Here is a 17681-nt window from a genome sequence, read left to right on the forward strand (position 1 = left end):
TGGGCGAAGCGTCCACACGAGACAGCGGGCGGCCTGCGTGACCATGGCGCGAGAGGGAATTGGCTGCAATTCGCTCCCGTATCAATAGCATGATGTCCTAGTGGAATCTGCGCGAAGCGGTATTTCATGCCCTTCATATTTGCTCTTGTTTCTGATGCAACCCGGCAGGGCAGCGGGCAAACGCTTTTTGCGTGGCGCGCAATGGCGCTGAAAGCGGGCGGCTTCAAAAAATCAGGGCAAAAAAAACGGCGCCATGAAGCGCCGTTTTCATGAGCTGGCGGCAAAGCGCCATCAGCGGTAGAGCTGGTTGCCTTCAACGCGCACGCGGTCGCCTACGCGCACGTTGGGCGGCTCGGCGTAGTCAAATGTGCGGGAGCCGCCGTTTTCCAGATGCACCGTCACGCGGTACACATCGCGGTCATAGCCGCCGCCGCTCAGGTTTTGCTCCAGCACGCGGCCAATCAGCGCGCCGCCCACGGCGCCCGCGACGGTGGCCGCCGTGCGGCCGCGTCCGCCGCCAATCTGGTGGCCCAGCGCGCCGCCGACGACGCCGCCGGCTACGGCGCCCACGGTGCCATCACTGCCGCTGCTACCACGGCGGATGAGGTCCACACCCGCTACGCGGCCAAACTGGGAGTAGGCCTGCTGCTGGTAACCCGGCTGCTGGTACTGGCCGTAGCCCGGCTGCGGATAGGGCTGCTGCGGGTAGTAGCCGTAGTTGGGGTTGCTCTGGCAGGCCGCGAGGGTGAGCGCGGCGGCCAGGCCCAGCGTCAGGGATGCGGTTTTTTTGATGTTCATGTGAACTCTCCTGGTGAAAAAACGAAGTGACGGCGAGACTAACGCCGGATGCCTCCCTGGCGCTGACAGCGGCAGCGCGTGGCGCTGTAACAAGCAATGCAGCTTATTTCAGACCCGTGGAGCCATAGCCGCCTTCGCCGCGCTCGCTGGCGGCAAAAGCATCGACCACGTTGAACGTGGCCTGCACCACGGGGACGATGACCATTTGCGCGATGCGCTCCATGGGTTCGATGGTGAACGGCGTGGCGCTGCGGTTCCAGGCGCTGACCATGAGCTGGCCCTGGTAGTCGCTGTCAATCAGGCCCACCAGGTTGCCCATGACGATGCCGTGCTTGTGCCCCAGCCCGGAGCGCGGCAGGATGAGCGCGGCGTAGCCCGGATCGGCCAGGTGCATGGCCATGCCGGTGGGCACCAGCTGCCAGGCGCCAGGCGCCAGGGTGAGCGGCGCGTCGATGCAGGCGCGCAAGTCCAGCCCGGCGCTGCCCGGTGTGGCGTAGGCGGGCATTTGCGCGCGCAGGCGCCCGTCAAGAATGCGGATGTCGATTTTCATTTTTCAGAGCCTGTTCATGATCTGACCGCACGGGGCGAGTGGGCAGATCAGGGTTGGGCGGCCAGGCGCAAATCACAGACGGATCTTGTGACCCGGACGAGGCATTTGCAATGCCGCAGGAAGGTCCGGGTCCGTGCTTTTCGCGCCATCAACAGATAGCGAACAGCCTCTTACTTGCGCTGCGGGGGCAGGTCGGTGCAGCTGCCGTGGGCCACTTCGGCGGCCATGCCCAGGCTTTCGCCCAGGGTGGGGTGGGGGTGGATGGTTTGGCCGATGTCGATGGCGTCGGCGCCCATTTCAATGGCCAGGGCGATTTCGCCAATCATGTCGCCCGCGTGGGTGCCGACGATGCCGCCGCCGACGATGCGGTGGCTGGCTTCGTCAAACAGGAGCTTGGTAAAGCCTTCGTCGCGGCCATTGGCGATGGCGCGGCCGGAGGCCGTCCAGGGGAAGAGGCCCTTTTTGACTTTGACGCCCTGCGCCTTGGCCTGCTCTTCGGTCAGGCCGACCCAGGCCACTTCGGGGTCGGTGTAGGCCACGCTGGGGATGACGCGGGCGGTGAAGGCGCTGCGGGCCAGGGCTTCGTCGCCCTTGAGTTCGCCTGCGATGACTTCGGCGGCCACGTGCGCTTCGTGCACGGCCTTGTGGGCGAGCATGGGCTGGCCGACGATGTCGCCAATGGCGAAGATGTGGGGCGCGTTGGTGCGCATCTGGGCATCGACTTCGATGAAACCGCGTTCGGTGACGGCCACGCCGGCTTTGTCGGCGGCGATTTTCTTGCCGTTGGGCGTGCGGCCTACGGCCTGGAGCACAAGGTCATAGACGCCTTCGCTGCGGGCGCCATCCAGCCCTTCAAACCGGACTTTGATGCCGTCGGGCGTGGCTTCGGCGCCCACGGTTTTGGTTTGCAGCAAGATGCGGTCAAAGCGCGGCTGGTTGAGCTTTTGCCAGACTTTGACGAGGTCGCGGTCGGCGCCTTGCATGAGGCCGTCTTGCATTTCCACCACGTCAAGCCGCGCGCCCAGGGTGCTGTAGACGGTGCCCATTTCGAGGCCGATGATGCCGCCGCCGACGATGAGCATGCGTTTGGGCACGCTTTTGAGCGCCAGTGCGCCGGTGGAGTCCACCACGCGGGGGTCGTCGGGCATGAAGGGCAGGTGCACGGCCTGGCTGCCGGCGGCGATGATGCAGCGCTTGAAGCGCACGGCTTTTGTGCCGCCAGTGGGCTGCTGGCCGCTGCCGCCGGTTTCCTGCACGTGCAGGGTGTAGGCGTCAGCAAACGCGCCGATGCCGCGCACGAGGGTGACTTTGCGCATTTTGGCCATGGCGGCCAGGCCGCCGGTGAGTTTGGCGACGACTTTTTCCTTGTGGGCGCGCAGCTGGTCCAGATTGACCTGGGGCGCGCCGAAGCGCACGCCGGCGGCTTCGAGGTGGCGGGCTTCGTCGATGACGGCGGCCACGTGCAGCAGGGCTTTGGAGGGGATGCAGCCTACGTTTAGGCACACGCCGCCCAGGGTGGCGTAGCGCTCCACGAGCACGACGGACAGGCCCAGATCGGCCGCGCGGAAAGCGGCGCTGTAGCCGCCGGGGCCTGCGCCGAGCACGAGCACATCGCATTCGATGTCGGCAGGCAGGCTGCTGGCGGGGGCGGGCGCGGACACGGGCGCAGGGGCTGGCGCCTTGGCAGGGGCCGGGGCGGCTGGCGCGGGAGCAGATGCCGCAGGAGCGGGAGCCGCAGCCGGGGCGGCGGCGGCAGCCTCGGCAGTTTCCAGCGTGAGCAGCACGGAGCCTTCGCTGACTTTGTCGCCCAGCTTCACGCGCATTTCTTTCACCACGCCGGCGTGGCTGGTGGGGATTTCCATGCTGGCCTTGTCGGATTCGACCGTGACCAGCGACTGCTCCTGGCGCACGGTGTCGCCGGGCTTGACGAGCACTTCGATGATGGCGACGTCTTTGAAGTCGCCAATGTCGGGAACCTTGATTTCAATGGTGGACACGGGGAGTCTCCTGTCTTGCGAAGGGATGAAAAGGGGAGGAAGGCGGAGCCGTGCGGCTGGCGGCGTCTGCCGCAGCAGCGGGCCACAGGGCCTGAAGGCCGGGCGGCACGGGCAGGGGCGAGGCAGCCAGGTGTGGCGTGAGCGCCACGCCCAGGCGCGCAAATGTCTCGGTCAGGCCCGCAAGCGGGCAGGCGGGCGATTCGGTCGCCATGCAGACAAGGCGGCCCGGGCGGCCATCGGCCGGGCGGTCTTGTGGCAGCAGTGCGGCCAGGCGCTCCACGACGGATTGCGCCGGGTCCAGAAACTGCACTTGCGGCGCGGCCTGCTCGAAAAAAGCGCGCAGCCAAGGCAGATGGGTGGAGGAAAGCGTGCACACATCCACACCAGGGTGCTGCCGCAGCAGCGCCTGCATGAAGGCATGAACCTGGGTTTGCGTGCCGGCCGCGTCGCTCAGGAACGCGCCGCTTTCCACCAAGGCCACCAGAGCCGAGGCATTGACAACGCGCACGGCGCGGCCCGCCGCTTCGCGCTGCACGTAGGCTGCAATTTGCGGACTGCTGACCAGCGAGGCCACGCCCAGCAGCGCCACTTCGCCGCTGCGCGAGAGCGCCAGCGCCTGCCGCACCGGCGGATAGACGCCGAGCACGGGCACGGGGCTGAAGGCTTGCAACTCTTGCAGCACCATGACGGAAGGCGCGTTGGAAGCCAGCACCACGGCGCGCGCGCCCCAGTCCGCCAGGCGGGCAATGGCTGCGCCCACCACGCGCCCCAGTTCGGCATGGGTTTTGCCGCCATAGGGGAAGCTGGCGCGATCGGCCAGGTAGATCACGTCCTGCCACGGGTAGTGCTGCTGGATGAGCCGGGCCACCGCGTAGCTGCCGATGCCCGCGTCGAACACGCCCACGGGCGCGCGCAGTTCCTGCCATTGCGCCGGAGCGTGCGAAGCGGCGCTTGGGCGGTCTGCATCAAAGGGCCTGACAGTGGCGCGGGGCATGGGGCCTGGAATGAATGGAAAAAAGAATTGGAAAAAGCGAATGGCGATTTGCGCTGGAATCAATCCCACCAGAAATACCAGACGGGGGAATACAGCAGGGTTTTTGCCAGCGATTCAACATCGCCCACGCCCTGATCAACGATATCGTTGCAAAACAGATATTGCTGCTGCGCCAGCTCCAGGGCTTCTTCTTTTGTTTGGGGCGGGCGGGCCACTTGCATTTCCAGCACGTCAGCCGTGGCGCAGACGATTTGCGCGCCATGGCGCTCCTGCCAGAATTTGCAAATGGCGGCCATTTCGGCAGGCAGGGGGCATGCATTCCATCCGCCCAGTTTCAGGTAGCAGGAAATTTGCCAGTTTTCTTGCGCGGGTATGCAAGCCAGGGCGGCCGTGTCGAGAAAGCGGCCCGTCAGGATGTTGCGGTGGCTGCGAATTTCGCCGTGCGCTTCTTCGGGCGATGCGGGCCATTCGGGCGGTTCTGCGCCATGCGGGGCGCTGATGCTGGCGGCGCCCACGTCCAGCCATTCTTCGGCGTCAGCATCCATATCGGCCTGCTGGCTGGCAAACCATTCCAGCGCATCGATTTCAAGGGCTTGCGCAATCAGCTCTTGCGGAGATTTTTTGCTGTGGAATTCAAAATTTTCCTGAATGCGTTCCAGGCTTTCATCGTCGCCCAAAATGACGGCAAAGCCACCATTTTCTTGCTGCAATTGCGCCCGTTTTTCCAGCGCCTGCGCGCCTGGAACGTAATGCACCGGATAGGGAAATGTCATGCCGCCTCCTTGTCTGGCTGAACAAAATGCCCGGCGGGCGGCCGGGCATTCGGCTCCCAAATGGCTTTTCCGGCCAGAAACGTATCAAAGCAGGATGCGGCGGTAATCCGCCAGCACCTGGCTGAGGTAGGCATTAAAGCGCGCGGCTGCCGCGCCGTCGATGACGCGGTGGTCATAGCTGAGCGACAGCGGCAGCGTCAGGCGCGGCGCGAACTGCTTGCCGTCCCACACGGGCTTGAGGCTGCTGCGCGACAGGCCCAGGATGGCGACTTCAGGCGCGTTGATGATGGGCGTGAAGTGCGTGCCGCCGATACCGCCCAGGCTGCTGATGGTGAAGCAGCCGCCTTGCATGTCGGCGCTGCCCAGCTTGCCTTCGCGCGCTTTTTGGGCCAGATCGCCCATTTCCTGGCTGATTTGCAGGATGCCTTTCTGGTCGGCATTTTTGAGCACGGGCACGACCAGGCCGTTGGGCGTGTCGGCGGCAAAACCGATGTGGAAATACTGCTTGTAAACCAGCGCGTCGCCGTCAAGGCTGGCGTTGAAGTCAGGGTATTTCTTCAGCGCGGCTACCACGGCCTTGATGACGAAGGCGAGCATGGTGACTTTGATGCCGCTCTTTTCGTTTTCCTTGTTGGTGCGCACGCGGAAGGCTTCCAGCTCGGTGATGTCGGCCTCGTCGTTATTGGTGACGTGGGGAATCATCACCCAGTTGCGCGCCAGGTTCGCGCCGCTGATTTTCTTGATGCGCGAAAGCTCCTTGCGCTCGATGGGGCCGAACTTGGCGAAGTCCACCTTGGGCCAGGGCAGCAAATCAAGCCCTGCGCCGCCCATGCCGCCACGCGCGGCCTGCGCCTGCGTTTGCAGGTTGCCGGACATGACGGCCTGGGTGAATTTCTGCACGTCTTCCTGCGTGATGCGGCCTTTGGGGCCGCTGCCCTGTACTTCGGCCAGCGGCACGCCCAATTCGCGCGCAAATTTGCGCACGCTGGGGCTGGCGTGGGGCAGGCCCTGGGGCTGGTTGATGGCCGGGCGCGTGTTGTCCAGCGCGGCGGCTGCCGGGGCGGGAGCGGCAGGAGTGGCCGGAGCGGCTGGCGCTTCCGTTTTGATAGCGGCTGGCGCTTGACTGGCGGGCGCTGGGGCCGTTTTGGGCTCTTCTTTCGGTGCGGCTGCGGCGAGCGCGGAAGCCGCTGCTTCTGCGGCGGCTTCCACGATGGCGATCACGCTGCCTTCGCTCACTTTGTCGCCCAGCTTCACTTTGAATTCCTTGAGCACGCCAGCATGGCTGGAAGGAATTTCCATTGAAGCCTTGTCGCTTTCCACGGTGATCAGGCTCTGGTCAGCCTGCACAGCGTCGCCGGGCTTGGCCAGCAGCTCGATCACGCCGACGTCCTTGAAGTCGCCAATGTCAGGAACCTTGATTTCAATTTGTGCCATTTGGGGTTGTCCTCTCTGGGTGCGTCGGGTCAGGCATGCAGGGGATTGACTTTGTCGGCCTTGATGCCGTACTTGGCAATGGCCTGGGCGACCTTGCTGGCGGGCAGCTTGCCTTCTTCCGACAGGGCCTTGAGGGCCGCCACGACGATGTAATGGCGGTCGATCTCGAAGTGCTCGCGCAGGCGGAAGCGGAAGTCGCTGCGGCCAAAACCATCGGTGCCCAGCACCTTGAAGCTGCGCGCCGAGCCATCGCCGTTTTTCGGGATGAAGGGGCGGATGGGTTCAACGTAGCTGCGCACGTAGTCGGTGGAGGCGACCACCGGCCCTTCATGCCGGCCCAGCTGCTGCGCAACGAAAGGCACGCGCGGCGCTTCCGTGGGATGCAGCATGTTCCAGCGCTCGCAGTCCTGGCCGTCGCGGGCCAGCTCGGTAAAGCTGGGGCAGCTCCACACATCGGCAGCAATGCCCCAGTCCTGCGCCAGCAGGGCCTGGGCGGCCAGGCTTTCGCGCAGGATGGAGCCACTGCCCAGCAGCTGCACGCGCTGCACGGGCGCTTGTGCGCCGGGGCTGCACAGGTACATGCCCTTGATGATTTGCTCTTCGGTGCCCGCCTTCAGGCCGGGCATGGCGTAGTTCTCGTTCAGCAGGGTGATGTAGTAGAAGACGTTGTCCTGCTTTTCCACCATACGCTTGAGGCCGTGGTGCAGGATTACGCCCACTTCATGCGCGAAAGTGGGGTCGTAGCAGACGCAGTTGGGAATGAGCGCCGCCTGCACCTGGCTGTGGCCGTCTTCGTGCTGCAAGCCTTCGCCGTTGAGCGTGGTGCGGCCCGAAGTGCCGCCCAGCAAGAAGCCGCGCGCCTGCATGTCGCCCGCCGCCCAGGCCAAATCGCCAAAGCGCTGAAAGCCGAACATGGAGTAGTACACGTAGAACGGAATCATGATCCGGTTCGAGGTGCTGTAGCTCGTGGCGGCGGCAATCCAGCTGGCCATGCCGCCCGCTTCGTTGATGCCTTCCTGAAGAATCTGCCCGGCCTTGTCTTCCTTGTAGTACATGACCTGGTCGCGATCCACCGGCGTGTAGAGCTGGCCCTTGGGGTTGTAGATGCCGATCTGGCGGAACAGCCCTTCCATGCCGAATGTGCGCGATTCATCCACCACGATGGGCACCACGCGCGGCCCCAGCGCCTGATCGCGCAGCAGCTGGGTCAGAAAGCGCACGTAGGCCTGCGTGGTGCTGATTTCGCGGCCTTCCGCCGTAGGCTCCAGCACGGCCTTGAACGTTTCCAGCGCGGGCACGGTGAACTGCTCGTCGGCCCTGGTGCGGCGGTGCGGCAGGTAGCCGCCCAGGGCTTTGCGGCGCTCGTGCAAATAGCGCATTTCGGGCGTGTCGTCCGCTGGCTTGTAGTAGGGCAGCTTGGGCAGCTCGCTGTCGGGCACGGGGATGCTGAAGCGGTCGCGCATGTAGCGCACGCCTTCATCGTCAAGCTTCTTGGTTTGGTGGATGGTGTTCTTGCCTTCGCCGTACTTGCCCATGCCGTAGCCCTTGATGGTTTTCACCAGCAGCACGGTGGGCTGGCCTTTGTGGTGCTGCGCGGCATGGAAGGCGGCATACACCTTGCTCGGCTCGTGGCCGCCACGGCGCAGGCTCCAGATTTCCTCGTCGCTCATGTGCTCCACCAGCTTGGCGGTTTCGGGGTATTTGCCGAAGAAATGCTCGCGCACGTAAGCGCCGTCCTTGGCTTTGTAGACCTGGTATTCGCCATCCAGCGTTTCCATCATCAGCTGGCGCAGCTTGCCGCTTTTATCGCGCGCCAGCAGATCGTCCCAGCCCTTGCCCCAGATGAGCTTGATGACATTCCAGCCCGCACCCCGGAAGTCGCCCTCCAGCTCCTGGATGATCTTGCCGTTGCCGCGCACCGGGCCATCCAGCCGTTGCAGGTTGCAGTTGATGACGAAGATGAGGTTGTCCAGCCCCTCGCGCGCGGCCATGCCGATGGCGCCCAGGCTCTCCGGCTCGTCCATCTCGCCATCGCCCAGAAAGGCCCAGACCTTGCGGTTTTCCGTATTGGCGATGCCGCGCGCGTGCAGATATTTCAGAAAGCGCGCTTCATAAATGGCCATCAGCGGCCCCAGCCCCATGCTCACGGTGGGGAATTGCCAGAACTCCGGCATCAGCTTGGGGTGCGGATAGCTGGACAGCCCCTTGCCGCCCGTTTCCTGGCGGAAGTTGTTCAGCTGCTCTTCGGTGATACGCCCTTCCAGAAATGCGCGGGCGTAAATGCCGGGCGAGCTATGGCCCTGCAAATAAACCAGATCGCCGCCATGCCCTTCACTTTCGGCGTGCCAGAAATGGTTGAAACCCGCGCCCAGCATGGAAGCAAGCGAGGCAAAAGAGCCAATGTGGCCGCCCAAATCGCCCCCGTCAGCCGGATGCAGGCGATTGGCGCGCACCACCATCACCATTGCGTTCCAGCGCATGTAGGCGCGCAGGCGCTTTTCGATCTCGATATTGCCGGGGCAACGCGCTTCCTGATCCGGCTCAATGGTGTTCACGTAGCCCGTGGTGGCCGAAAACGGCAGATCAATGCTGTGCTGGCGCGCGTGTTCCAGCATTTCCTCAATCAAAAAATGCGCGCGTTCCGCGCCTTCGCGGTCAATCACGGCGGACAGCGCATCCAGCCACTCTTTTGTTTCCTGCTCATCCGTATCCACGATGGGGGCGCCGGAAAGGTTTTTCGGGTTTTCTGACATGAAGGCATCTCCTGCAAGGGTCGTAACAAACGATATGTGGCCTGCTGGCCTGCGAGGCATAGTGAGTAATCATCGCACAGCGAAATACCCCTGCCGCCATCAGACAAAACAGGGCGAACCGGGATGAATCAAGGGCGGCTCGCGCGTTTTACAAACCTTTGCACAACCAAGGTTGAACTTCCCTTTTGGCACTCTTCCAAAGGGAGTGCTAACATTTTTGCCAATATGACCGAGAAAACCACAGCATTGCCTGCTTCTGCCCCTGTTTCCATGTCGGCGGCCGCGCCTGCCGCCCAAGCATCCACCGCCGTTGCCGTGGCCAATCCGTGGGCCGTGGTGCCTTCGCTGGGCAATCTGGATGCCTACATCACCGCCGTCAATCGCCTGCCCCTGCTCACGCAAGAAGAAGAGCAGCAAGCCGCGCGCGAGCTGCGCAGCAGCGGCAGCCTGGAGGCGGCGGGCCGCCTGGTGCTTTCACACCTGCGGCTGGTGGTTTCCGTCTCGCGCCAGTATCTGGGCTACGGCCTGCCGCATGGCGATTTGATACAGGAGGGCAACGTGGGGCTGATGAAGGCCGTCAAGCGCTTCGACCCTGATCAGGGCGTGCGCCTGGTCAGCTACGCGCTGCACTGGATCAAGGCCGAAATCCACGAATACATCCTCAAGAACTGGCGCGTCGTCAAGCTCGCCACCACCAAGGCGCAGCGCAAGCTCTTTTTCAACCTGCGCTCCATAAAGCACGAGCTGCGCGCCGAAGACGCCCAGTCCGACATCACCCCGCGCGACACGCTCACGCAGGCGCAGGTGCTCACCGTGGCCGAAGAACTCAAGGTCAAGCCCGAAGAAGTGCGCGAGATGGAAGCGCGCATGGCTGGCGGCGATGTGCTGCTTGACCCCGCGCCCGCCGATGACGGCGACCACGCCTTCGGCCCCATCTCCTGGCTGTCTGACGCCAGCCATGAGCCTGCCGCCATGATCGAAGCCGCCCAGCGCGACCGCCTGGCCACCGAAGGCATTGCCACCGCCTTGCAAAGCCTGGACGAGCGCAGCCGCCGCATCGTCAGCGAACGCTGGCTGAATGTGCGCGATGACGGCAGCGGCGGCATGACGCTGCATGAACTGGCCGCCGAATACGGCGTCAGCGCCGAGCGCATCCGCCAGATCGAAGTGGCCGCCATGAAAAAAATGCGCAAGGCGCTGGCCGGATACGCCTGAAGCCCATATCCGCTGCCTGAAGAAAAGCCGCCCCCCGGGCGGCTTTTTCATGGCTGGGCAGGCATTCAACTGTCCCGCGCCATCGTCGTACACCTCGAAAAGAGGAGCAGATTCAAGGGGTATGAAATGCCGTTTCGCGCAGTTTCTACTAGGACACCGTGCTATGGATTGAGGAGCGAATCATTCTTGATTGTCCAGCCCTGCGCGTTCAATCAGGTCTGCTGGCTGCTCTTGCGGACAGGCGGCGCGCGGACAATTCGCGCCATGTTTCACATCGTTTTGGTTGAACCCGAAATTCCGCCCAACACCGGCAACGTCATCCGCCTGGCGGCCAATACGGGCTGCACGCTGCACCTCATTGAGCCGCTGGGCTTTTCCATGAACGACCGCCTGCTGCGCCGCGCCGGGCTGGATTACCACGAGTGGGCCGACGTGCGCCGGCATGCGGATTGGCGCGCTTTTCTCGCTGCCCGCCAGCCTGATCCCGCGCGGTGCTTTGCCCTGACCACGCGCGGCGAGCGCCTGGCGCACGACAACGCCTTTGTGCCGGGCGACTGTCTTGTTTTCGGCGCGGAAACACGCGGCCTGCCGCCTGATCTGCTCGCCGCCTTCGCGCCTGCCCAGCGCTTGCGCCTGCCCATGCGCGCGGGCCAGCGCAGTCTCAATCTCTCCAACGCCGTGGCCGTTACGGTTTTTGAAGCCTGGCGGCAGTGCGGCTTTGTCTGAGAAGCCGCTCAAAGCGCCTGTTCAGGCCCTGCCCATGAGCAGGTTCCCGGGGCATGCCGGGTGAAAGGAGCGGAGGGCGCGAAGGGGCATGACGGCCTTGGCCTGGCGCGGCGTCATATCTTCAAAAGAAGGAGCGAATTGAAGAGGGTAGAAATCGGTGCCCGCGCTTATTCCACTAGGACGTCATGCTATTGAATCAGGAGCTGAAACAGCCTGCCGTTCCGCTCTGCATGGCGGCTCCGTGCTTTCCGCTGCTTTCTTTGCGCGCCAGGGGCAGTCCGGATAATTCCGCCCATGAAGAACATCGTCATTCTGATTTCGGGCACGGGCAGCAACATGGCGGCCATCGTGCAGGCGGCGCGGCAGCAGAAATGGAGCGAGCGGCTGGGCGCGCGCGTGGCCGCCGTCATCAGCAACCGGCCTGACGCCAAGGGCCTTTTGTTCGCGCGCGAGCAGGGCATTGCCACTGCCGTGGTCGATCACACGGCGCACGCCAGCCGCGAGGCGTTTGACGCCGCGCTGGCGCAGGCGGTGGACGCGCACCAGCCCGCGCTGGTGGCGCTGGCTGGTTTCATGCGCGTTCTCACGCCCGGTTTCGTGGCCCGCTACGCGGGGCGGCTGCTCAACATTCACCCCAGCCTGCTGCCGGCCTTTGCCGGGCTGCACACGCATCAGCGCGCGCTGGATGAGGGCTGCAAAGTGGCCGGGGCCACGGTGCACCAGGTTACGGCGCAGCTCGATCACGGCCAAATCCTGGCGCAGGCCGCCGTGCCTGTTTTGCCGGACGACACGGCTGAAACCCTGGCCGCCCGCGTGCTCACGCAAGAGCACTTGATTTATCCGCAAGCCATCGCCAGGCTGCTGGCCGCGCAGCAGGAGGCGGCGGAGCGCGATAGAACGCAATAGAGCGCGGACGGCAGGGGCCTGCGGCGCGGGGCGGCCTCAAGCCTGCTGCGCCAGCTTGGCCAGCGCCTCATCCAGGGCGCGGCCCACATCCGGTTGCAGGCAGTCTTCGCCCTGCTGCTGAACCTGGGCCGCAAAGCCGGTGCGGCGGGCTATGTCCAGCGGCTGGTGCATCAGGCCGCTGACGATCAGGCGCACGCCGCGCCGCGCGCAGGCGCGGGCCAGGTGCACCAGCGCTTCGGCGCCGGTGGAGTCCACGTAGATGACGTTTTTGAGGTCCAGCACGAGCGCGCGCGCGGGCAGGTGGTCTTCCATGTTCTCCAGCACTTTGGTGGCGCCGAAAAACAGCGCGCCATACAGCCGCCAGATTTGCAGCTGCCCTTCGTGCCCGGCCAGGCGCGGGGTGGTGGCAGCGTCCAGCTGTTCGGCGCGCGAGAGGCTGGAGATGCGGTAGATGAAGGTCAGGCACGCGGCGGCAATGCCGAATTCGACGGCCACCGTCAAATCAAACACCACGGTGAGCAAGAAGACGGTCAGCAGCGTCACGCGGTAGGGCATGCGGTAGCTGCGCAGGCGGGCGAACTCGCGCCACTCGCCCATGTTCCAGGCCACGAACATGAGAATGGCCGCCAGCGTGGCCAGCGGAATGGAAGAGGCCAGCGGCGCGGCCACGAGGATGACGGCCAGCAGCGCCAGCGCGTGCACCATGCCCGCCACCGGGCTGGTGGCGCCGCTTTTCACGTTGGTCACCGTGCGGGCGATGGTGCCGGTGGCGGGCATGCCGCCGAAAAAGGGCGTGACGAAGTTGGCGATGCCCTGCGCCATCAGCTCCTGATTGGGGTTGTGGCGGTCGTCAATCATGCCGTCGGCCACGCGCGCGCACAGCAGCGATTCGATGGAGCCGAGCAGCGCCAGCGTGATGGCGGGCATGAGCATGTAGCGCGCCGTGCCCCAGCTGAAATCAGGCAGCGCGAAGGCAGGCAGCGCCGCCGGTATGCCGCCAAAGCGGGTGCCGATGGTTTCCACCGGCAGATCAAAAGCGGCCACCGCCGCCGTAGCCAGCGTCAGCGCCACGATGGAGCCGGGCACGCTGGAGAGCTTGCTGCCAAAGGGCAGGATGGGGCCGATGACGGGCACGCGCGCCGTTTTGAGCCAGCCGCCGCCGTGCTGCCAAAGCACGATGACGGCCAGCGAAGCTGCCGCCACCGCCAGCGCCCAGCCGTTGAAAGTGTCCAGATGCGTCCACAGCGTGCTGACGATGCCGAAAAAGTCGCCCGGCATCTTGGCGATGCGCAGGCCCAGAAAGTCCTTGATTTGCGACAGCGCCACCAGCACCGCGATGCCGTTGGTAAAGCCGATGATGACGGCCACCGGGATGAAGCGCACCAGCGTGCCCAGCCGCAGCAGCCCCATCAGGAACAGAAAAACGCCCGACATGGCCGTGGCGATGATGAGGTTGCCCACGCCGTAGCGCTCCACGATGCCATAGACGATGACGATGAACGCCCCCGCCGGCCCGCCAATTTGCACCCGGCTGCCGCCCAGCGCCGCCACGATGAAGCCGGCGATGATGGCCGTGAACAGCCCCGCTTCGGGCTTCAGCCCCGACGCAATGGCAAAGGCCATGGCCAGCGGCAGCGCCACCACGCCCACCGTCAGTCCCGCGCCCACGTCTTTTGAAAGGCGCGCGCGGTTGTAGCCCTTCAGGGCGTCAAGCAGGCGGGGGCGAAAGCGGGGCAGGGCAAAGCTCATGACGGCGGGTTGCGAAATGGCGAAACGGGCAATTGTCCGGCAGCGCCGGAGCGCGCCGCTTGACGCAGGGCAGGCGGGCGCCACGGAACACAAGAGGCCGCAAAAGGCAAAAAGATACACGCATTTGGTTGCAAAACACTCTTATTTTGAGAGCGGCCTGCGCTGATTTCACTAGGACTTAGGGCGGATTTGATGCGAAAAACGGAAGTCGATGGCGTGTGCATCATGTAACTATCCATGTGTATCATTTACAGATGGCCGTTTTCCCCCAGACCTATTCCCGTATCCACGATGCCTGCGAGAACCCCGGCGAGCGCCTGGTGATGGAGCAGCTCAGGCGCTGCCTGCCCGATGAATGCGTGGTGTGGCACGACATTCCCGTGGGGCGGCTGCAAAGGCAGCCCGATTTCGTCATCTTCCACCCCGAACGCGGCCTGCTGGTGCTGGAAGTCAAGCACTGGAAGCCGGGCAGCATCCGCAAGGCCAATCTCTCACGCATTACCTTGCAAGACGGCAACAGCCCGCATCCCATGAAGCAGGCGCACGAGTGCGTTTTGCAGGCCATGAGTCCGATTCAGCGCGATGCGCAGCTGAAGCAGACCAGCGGCCCTTACGAGGGCCATTGCGCCGTGCCCTTTGGCTGGGGCGCGGTGATGAGCCGGATGACAGAAGACGACGCGGCGGCGGCGGGCCTGCAAGACATCTTCCCCGCCAGCCACACGCTGTTTCGGCCCGATTTGGCCGACAGCGTGCCGCCCGCCGCCTTTTGCGAGCGCCTCTGGAGCCTGCTGGACAAAGGCTTTGCCGCGCGCCTGAGCGCCAGGCAGCAAGAGCGCGTGCGCTGGCTGATCTTTCCCGAAGTGCGCGTCACCAATTGGTCTGCCGCGCAAAAGGCCGCCGTTGAAGCGGCGGGCCAATTCGCCATTCCTGACCTGATGCAGGTGATGGACCTGAACCAGGAGCAAGCGGCCCGCTCGCTGGGCGAAGGCCACCGCGTGATTCACGGCGTGGCCGGATCGGGCAAGACCATGATCCTCATCTTTCGCGCGCAGCACCTGGCGCAGCGCAACACCACGGGCCGCCCCATCCTCGTGCTTTGCTACAACCGCCCGCTGGCCGGGCGCATTGAGCACCAGCTGGCCGCGCGCGGCATCACGCCCGAGCAAGTGCAAGTCAGCACATTTCACGGCTGGTGCAGCCGCATGCTCAATGACTGCCGCCTGCCGCGCCCCAAGCGGCAGGCCAACAAGGAAGCGGACCTGGCCGCCCTGGTTGATGCCGTGGAGCAGGGCATGCACAAAGGCCAGGTGCCCAAGGGCGCCTACGCCGCCGTGCTGATTGACGAAGCGCACGACTTTGAAGCCGCCTGGCTGCGCATGGCGGCCCAGCTGCCCGACGAAGCGCAGTCGCTGCTGGTGCTTTATGACGATGCGCAGTCCATCTACCGGCGCAGCGGCAAGCGCCTGCCCAGCTTCAGCAAGATGGGCATCCAGGCACAAGGCCGCACCAGCATCCTGCGGCTCAACTACCGCAACACGGCGGAAATATTGGCCCTGTCCATGCTCTGCGCGGGCGGCTTGCTGGATGAAGCCGAAGAAAGCGACACGCGCATGCCCTGCATACACCCCGGCAGCGCCGGGCGGCGCGGCCCGCTGCCCCATCTGCTGCGCTTTGCCACGGGCCGTGAAGAAGCGCAAGGGCTGGCTGCGCGCATACACGAGCTGGTGCAAAGCGGCGTGCCCGCGCAAGACATTGCCGTGCTCTGCCGCGAAAAACGCAACTGGGAGCTGCTGAAAACGGCCCTGCGCCAGCGCGGCATCGAGGCCGAGGCCTATATCAGCGGTTCTGTCAGCGGCCATGCCAGCGGCAGCGCCGCGCAGAAGAAAAACCAGCTGGACTGGAACGCCCCCAGCGTGAAGCTGCTGACCATGCACGCCGCCAAAGGGCTGGAATTTCCGCACGTCTTTCTCATGCGGCTGGACCTGCTGCCCGCCCAGGCCGCCGCCGAGGAAGACGAGTGGCGCCTGCTGTATGTGGCCATGACCCGCGCCACCGAGCAGCTCACCCTCTCGTGCGCAGGCGATTCGCCCGCCGTCAGCCGCGTGCAGCAGGCGCTGGAGCGCCTGCCCGGCCTGCTGCCCGCGCGGCAGAGCGGGTGAGGAAGGGCCAGCCTGCCAGACGGCATCAGAACTTGTTCACGAAAACAGGAGCAAATTCAGGCGGGCAGAAATACCGTTCAGCGCAGTTCCTACTAGGACATCATGCTATGGATAGAGGAGCGAAAAAGCGGCTGAACATTCAGCCTTGCCCATGCGCGGCCTGCGCCTGCGGACAGATGGCAGACAGGCGCTGAGATGGGCCAGGCTGGCTCCACGAGCCGCTCGCGGGCGGCGTTTTTTGCTGCCGCGCGCGGCGGGCGCTGGCCGGTTCACGGTTGGATCCCTGGTTGGCTATAGTGCGCGCGCCATGAACACCCCACAACTGCAACGCACCGTTTTCCTGCTGCTGCTGGCGGCTGTTTCCATTGCCTTTTTGTGGGTGTTGGCGCCGCTGTGGGGCGCGGTGTTCTGGGCGGTGTTGATGGCCATTTTGTTTCACCCGCTGTTTGACGCGCTGTGCCGCCGCCTGAAAGGGCGGCGCAATGCGGCGGCGCTGCTGACGCTGCTGGCTTTCTTGCTGATCGTGGTGCTGCCTGCCACGCTGCTGATTGGCGCGCTGGTGAACGAAGCGGCGGCGCTGGTGGAGCGCATGCGCGACGGGCAGATTGATTTCCGCGCCTACGCGCAGCAGATCATGGCGGCGCTGCCCAAGTGGCTGACCGACGTGATGAAGCGGCTGGACCTGGTGGACGTGCAAAGCGTGATGGACCGCTTCTCTGACGGCTTCATCAAGGCCGGGCAGATGCTGACCGGGCGGGCGCTGGCGCTGGGGCAAAACGCGCTGATGCTGGCGGTGAACGTGGCCATCATGCTCTATCTGATGTTCTTTTTTCTGCGCGACGGGCGGCAGCTGGCGGCGCTGATCAGCGACACGGTGCCCATGTCGCGCGCGCAAACGCGCTATCTCATGCGCAAGTTCGCCACGGTGGGGCGCGCTACGGTCAAGGGCAATGTGGTGGTGGCTGTGGTGCAGGGCATGCTGGGCGGGCTGGCCTTCTGGGCGCTGGGCGTGCACGGGGCCGTGCTGTGGGGCGTGGTGATGGCGGTGCTCTCGCTGCTGCCCGCCGTGGGCGCCAGCCTGGTGTGGGGGCCGGTGGCCATCTATCTGCTGGCCACCGGGTCGGTGTGGCAGGGCGCGGGACTGGCGGCTTGGGGCATGCTGGTGATCGGCATGATCGACAACGCGCTGCGCCCGGTGCTGGTGGGCAAGGACACCAAGCTGCCTGACTATCTGATTTTGCTGACGACGATTGGCGGCCTCTCGCTCTTTGGCCTGTCGGGCTTTGTGGCCGGGCCAGTGATTGCCGCCCTGTTCATGGCCGCCTGGGCGCTGTTCAGGCACGCCAATGGCCGCGTGCTTGCCGACCACGAGGAAGACCCTGGCGCAGATGCGGCGCAGGAGGACGAAGACCCGCAAGCCGCAGCGGACGGCGGCGCGCCGCAGGCTGAGGCACAGCCGCAAGAGGGCGAAAAGGAAGCGCCAGCGGATTCAGCGCCGGATTCGGCGGCCTGACCATGGCCTCTGAAGCGAGAAAAGGCGCAGGCTGTCACTCGGCGGAAAAGCTACAATCCGCAAGTTTTGCCCAGTCTGCCAAGGGCAAGACAAATTCCGACCCGGCCCGCCCAA

General features: G+C 64.8%; 13 protein-coding genes. 5 read left to right on the forward strand and 8 right to left on the reverse strand.

The features are described from left to right. Positions 1-291 precede the first annotated feature (291 nt). The 7 genes from C1720_RS09855 to aceE all read right to left on the reverse strand — a co-directional run bounded on the left by C1720_RS09855 (position 292) and on the right by aceE (position 9299). Positions 292-798 (reverse strand): outer membrane lipoprotein, encoded by a 507-nt coding sequence (locus C1720_RS09855; RefSeq protein ID WP_050714515.1) that lies wholly within the window; start codon positions 796-798, stop codon positions 292-294. Between the two features lie 103 nt (positions 799-901). Beyond that, positions 902-1348: a dUTP diphosphatase gene (dut, locus tag C1720_RS09860; RefSeq protein ID WP_050714514.1), complete on the reverse strand. Its 447-nt coding sequence runs from the start codon at positions 1346-1348 to the stop codon at positions 902-904. A 170-nt stretch (positions 1349-1518) separates the two neighbouring features. Beyond that, a complete protein-coding gene (gene lpdA, locus C1720_RS09865; protein ID WP_102284070.1) occupies positions 1519-3345 on the reverse strand; it encodes a dihydrolipoyl dehydrogenase in 1827 nt (608 codons plus the stop codon). After that, positions 3332-4339 carry a glutamate racemase gene (locus C1720_RS09870; protein WP_146006976.1) on the reverse strand — a complete coding sequence of 336 codons (1008 nt, stop codon included), beginning with the start codon at positions 4337-4339 and terminating at the stop codon, positions 3332-3334. Before C1720_RS09870 ends, lpdA begins: the two co-directional genes overlap by 14 nt. Before the next feature lie 59 nt (positions 4340-4398). Continuing rightward, positions 4399-5112, reverse strand: a complete 714-nt coding sequence (locus C1720_RS09875) for a DUF4253 domain-containing protein (RefSeq protein ID WP_102284072.1) — start codon at positions 5110-5112, stop codon at positions 4399-4401. 84 nt (positions 5113-5196) lie between these two features. Then, the gene (gene aceF / locus C1720_RS09880) at positions 5197-6579 is read right to left on the reverse strand and encodes a dihydrolipoyllysine-residue acetyltransferase (protein WP_233200042.1); all 1383 of its coding nucleotides are present in this window, start codon (positions 6577-6579) and stop codon (positions 5197-5199) included. Next, the gene (gene aceE, locus C1720_RS09885; protein WP_102284073.1) at positions 6576-9299 is read right to left on the reverse strand and encodes a pyruvate dehydrogenase (acetyl-transferring), homodimeric type; all 2724 of its coding nucleotides are present in this window, start codon (positions 9297-9299) and stop codon (positions 6576-6578) included. Before aceE ends, aceF begins: the two co-directional genes overlap by 4 nt. A gap of 270 nt (positions 9300-9569) precedes the next feature. Between aceE and rpoH the strand changes: the two genes are divergently transcribed. From rpoH to purN, 3 genes are all read left to right on the forward strand, one after another. Continuing rightward, entirely contained in the window at positions 9570-10514 is a 945-nt protein-coding gene (gene rpoH / locus C1720_RS09890; RefSeq protein WP_102284074.1) for an RNA polymerase sigma factor RpoH, read from the forward strand. Between the two features lie 264 nt (positions 10515-10778). Further along, complete coding sequence (locus C1720_RS09895; RefSeq protein WP_102284075.1) at positions 10779-11240, forward strand: tRNA (cytidine(34)-2'-O)-methyltransferase; 462 nt, start codon at positions 10779-10781, stop codon at positions 11238-11240. 294 nt (positions 11241-11534) lie between these two features. Beyond that, positions 11535-12146 carry a phosphoribosylglycinamide formyltransferase gene (gene purN / locus C1720_RS09900; RefSeq protein WP_050714507.1) on the forward strand — a complete coding sequence of 204 codons (612 nt, stop codon included), beginning with the start codon at positions 11535-11537 and terminating at the stop codon, positions 12144-12146. A gap of 36 nt (positions 12147-12182) precedes the next feature. Here the strand turns inward: purN and C1720_RS09905 are convergent, their stop codons facing one another. Then, positions 12183-13895, reverse strand: a complete 1713-nt coding sequence (locus C1720_RS09905; protein WP_102284076.1) for a SulP family inorganic anion transporter — start codon at positions 13893-13895, stop codon at positions 12183-12185. Positions 13896-14149: 254 nt separating this feature from the next. Here C1720_RS09905 and C1720_RS09910 point away from each other — a divergent pair, with 254 nt between their 5' ends. After that, a complete protein-coding gene (locus tag C1720_RS09910; protein WP_102284077.1) occupies positions 14150-16054 on the forward strand; it encodes a 3'-5' exonuclease in 1905 nt (634 codons plus the stop codon). Positions 16055-16361: 307 nt separating this feature from the next. Further along, positions 16362-17567 (forward strand): AI-2E family transporter, encoded by a 1206-nt coding sequence (locus C1720_RS09915; RefSeq protein ID WP_102284078.1) that lies wholly within the window; start codon positions 16362-16364, stop codon positions 17565-17567. Positions 17568-17681 lie beyond the last annotated feature (114 nt).

It is taken from the genome of Ottowia massiliensis, from assembly GCF_900240305.1.
GTDB lineage: Bacteria > Pseudomonadota > Gammaproteobacteria > Burkholderiales > Burkholderiaceae_C > Ottowia > Ottowia massiliensis.

What these genes read in the sequence shown, in the direction of transcription:
- aceE (WP_102284073.1), bottom strand. Translation starts at nt 9,299, where the DNA reads ATGTCAGAAAACCCGAAAAACCTTTCCGGCGCCCCCATCGTGGATACG.
- C1720_RS09895 (WP_102284075.1), top strand. Translation starts at nt 10,779, where the DNA reads ATGTTTCACATCGTTTTGGTTGAACCCGAAATTCCGCCCAACACCGGC.
- C1720_RS09915 (WP_102284078.1), top strand. Translation starts at nt 16,362, where the DNA reads ATGAACACCCCACAACTGCAACGCACCGTTTTCCTGCTGCTGCTGGCG.
- dut (WP_050714514.1), bottom strand. Translation starts at nt 1,348, where the DNA reads ATGAAAATCGACATCCGCATTCTTGACGGGCGCCTGCGCGCGCAAATG.
- C1720_RS09870 (WP_146006976.1), bottom strand. Translation starts at nt 4,339, where the DNA reads ATGCCCCGCGCCACTGTCAGGCCCTTTGATGCAGACCGCCCAAGCGCC.
- C1720_RS09855 (WP_050714515.1), bottom strand. Translation starts at nt 798, where the DNA reads ATGAACATCAAAAAAACCGCATCCCTGACGCTGGGCCTGGCCGCCGCG.
- C1720_RS09875 (WP_102284072.1), bottom strand. Translation starts at nt 5,112, where the DNA reads ATGACATTTCCCTATCCGGTGCATTACGTTCCAGGCGCGCAGGCGCTG.
- C1720_RS09910 (WP_102284077.1), top strand. Translation starts at nt 14,150, where the DNA reads ATGGCCGTTTTCCCCCAGACCTATTCCCGTATCCACGATGCCTGCGAG.
- C1720_RS09905 (WP_102284076.1), bottom strand. Translation starts at nt 13,895, where the DNA reads ATGAGCTTTGCCCTGCCCCGCTTTCGCCCCCGCCTGCTTGACGCCCTG.
- purN (WP_050714507.1), top strand. Translation starts at nt 11,535, where the DNA reads ATGAAGAACATCGTCATTCTGATTTCGGGCACGGGCAGCAACATGGCG.
- rpoH (WP_102284074.1), top strand. Translation starts at nt 9,570, where the DNA reads ATGTCGGCGGCCGCGCCTGCCGCCCAAGCATCCACCGCCGTTGCCGTG.